Genomic DNA, 2,829 nt, shown 5'->3' with positions numbered 1-2,829 from the left:
AATTCCTTGGTTTCGGTCTTTAGTTCTTGGTTCTCCGTCCTTAATCGGTTACTGGTTGTCCTTGCGTTGTCCATTTGTTGTCTATAATACTCCTTGTCATTCTCGGCTTTGAATGCCTTTGTGCCGTTTTGCTCTTTTTCAAGTATAGCCTTTCCCAGTCTATCGGATAGCTGTTCATTTTCCCCCTCTAAAGCCTTTACTTTGGCTTTTAAGGCATCCTTTTCCCTATCGTTGACTGTTTTTCCAATCAAGCCGTAAAACTTCTCTGAAGCCTTAGAAATGAGTTTTTGGACGTTCTTCTTTGTTTCAATGGAACGTAGTTCTTTCTGAAGCTGAAGAAGCTGGTTTTGTACGTCCTTGTGTTTGTCTAATGCACTGGATATATCGTTTGATAGTTCCTGAAGCTGTTCTTTCGCACATTCGGTCTTGTACTGCATAGCCGATAAGTGTTTGCGGTCAGAAGAAACGCCACGTTCCATGCCCAGTGTTTCAGATGCTATGGTTTGGAGTTCTGCCATGTCATCACGCGATAAACGCACACTTTTCCCATTCGGCTGCGTCCAATCGAAAACTACATGGGCATGAAGGTTAGGTGTCCATTGCTTTGCGTTCATGTATCCTTCGTCCTTGTGTATATGGATTTGAAATGCTTCGATACCGAAACGTTCTTTGCAGACCGTGGCAAACTGCTGGAGTTCCTGCATGGTGGTTTCTTGTTTGATTACTATTACTCCCTCTCGTATGGGTGCGGCTTTAGCCTGCATCTTCTGCCCAACCGTATCGAGATATCTTTGTTTCGCACTTTCCAGCCGATGGGAGATGCTATCTCCAACCCAGCTTTCATTCAAATGACTAAGTTCGGGACGAACATAGTCCAACTCTTTTTCCCTAAAGTTGTGAATCTCACTCCCCGGCTTCACTGCTTGTACATGAATACTTGTTGCTCCCATAAGTTAACATTTTTGTGACAATCGATAACAGCCGGTGACAGCCGGCTGACAGGGGGTTAAGGGGGCTTGTCCCCTTACACACGCACCCTTTATGGTGCTAGTGTGCTATCACCATACTGCATAGGTGCGAAGTTAGCAAATGTTCTGTAAATGCACAAATAAAGGGGAAAACATTTGGATTTGCGACAATAAAGTACTACCTTTGTTGCTGACCAAACGGTAGCCGACCGATACGGGAGAGTTACCAAAATACAAGCCGCTGGAGTTAATTGACGGACATCCGACATCTCCAGCGGCTTTATTTTTGCCTATCTGCTTCGTCTAGGCATACCAGTACCTCTACTAAAAATGTACTTCAAAGATACTTATTTTCTACCGACTTGATAGTTTTTACCCCATATTCTTGGACATTTTTCCCCCATGAGGTTATCTTTGTAGGGTGAAAGAGAAACCCATAAACGGGGATAGATTGAATGCTGGGAAGCATAAACAATCGGGGTAAGGTTAGCGAACCTTGCCTTTCATCCCCCATTATAACTTTACATAGAGGAACTTTATCTATCCCCCCCCCCGCCCCCAAAGGGGGAGCGACCAAACGGCAGCTTCACTCAATGGAGTGTTACTGTTCATCAAAGCCAAGTGATAATTGTCGTTTCTCTGCTTCTTCTTTCTTTTGGGCAGCTAAAGTCTTTTTCCGAACGTATGTTTTAGCAAATGTCACTCGGTCACCATTGAATACTATCAGAGGATTAATAAACCAAAGATTATCGGCTGGTCCTCGGGCTATGATTTCAGCTTTTACAAGTTCTGCAAGTCCTTTATAAACGGCTTTGTCTGTTTTGTATTTGGTATATTCTAGGCATTTTTTTCTATTGAAGATGATTAAATCATTTTTGGGTTTCATGCAGGTCATAAAGTAACCAAAAACCCGAATAGCTGCTTGTGATAGGTCAAAGAATGCAGCAAAGTTAGAAAGATACAATTTAGTGAATTGTTCTTCATCTACTTCTATTTGACGGATAAACGAAGTCTTAAACACTTCTCCAGTTTCAGTGTCGGCTAAAGCTACTACGGCTCTCTTATCGCCACCACTATTACTCTTATACTTTTTAACAACATGATTTTCAATACCTTCTATAGCTTGTTTCATAAAAGGATTTTCTTCGTTCTTTTGAAAATCGGTTAACTTAACTGCTTTTTTATTTTCCATTTTGATGTGTTTTTGGGAAATATTATTCTCCACAAAGTAAACTATTATTTTCCATAAAAACAATATTAAGGGAAATATTATTTTCCTGTTTAGTATTATATTAGGAAATCAGTATTTTCTAGATTGGAAAATGAGAATTTCCAATATGGAAAATGCCCTATATTGTGTATCAAGTACTTAACTTATTCTATTTCTTCTATTCTTAATATACCCCCAAAACAGCACAAAATCAGTCACTTAAAAATCATCGGTCGGGGAGCGCCCAGCGGCAAGGGGCGGGACCACCCGTCCCGACGAGCGCCACACCATAAACTTTTTTTAGAATAAGCACACAACCGTTTTCCGAACCCTGCAAAATTTCTTCCGAATCCGAACGACGTAACACTCCATTGAGAGAGGCTGCCGTTTGGTCGCTCCCCCTTTGGGGGCGGGGGGGGGTTACATACCCATACCGAAACCTCTGCTTCTGGTGATTTGCTTGAGTAGGTCTTTCCCCTCTTCCATAGCTTTTGATATGTTTGGGAAATGATGCCTTAAAGCCTCCAGTTGTTCGGAATTGAACAAGTCTTTCATCTTACCAAGTTCTTTTTTCAATTCCTTGGTTTCGGTCTTTAGTTCTTGGTTCTCCGTCCTTAATCGGTTACTGGTTGTCCTTGCGTTGTCCATTTG

Annotated in this window: 2 protein-coding genes and 1 pseudogene; all 3 read right to left on the bottom strand. The window is 41.7% G+C overall.

From position 1 onward, the window contains the following. Positions 1-950: plasmid recombination protein (locus ABCP60_RS15810; protein WP_217736698.1), on the bottom strand; the 950-nt coding region annotated here is incomplete at its 3' end. Between the two features lie 619 nt (positions 951-1,569). Further along, the gene (locus tag ABCP60_RS15805; protein WP_004295513.1) at positions 1,570-2,160 is read right to left on the bottom strand and encodes a replication/maintenance protein RepL; all 591 of its coding nucleotides are present in this window, start codon (positions 2,158-2,160) and stop codon (positions 1,570-1,572) included. A 438-nt stretch (positions 2,161-2,598) separates the two neighbouring features. After that, a pseudogene (locus tag ABCP60_RS15800) lies at positions 2,599-2,829 on the bottom strand (mobilization protein); the annotation flags it as partial.

Source organism: Romboutsia sp. MSSM.1001216sp_RTP31141st1_G3_RTP31141_220114 (genome assembly GCF_039031195.1).
GTDB classification, from domain to species: Bacteria; Bacillota; Clostridia; order Peptostreptococcales; family Peptostreptococcaceae; genus Romboutsia_C; species Romboutsia_C hominis.
The sequence above is the reverse complement of the archived record's forward strand: the minus strand, read 5'-3'. Positions and strand labels throughout refer to the sequence as shown.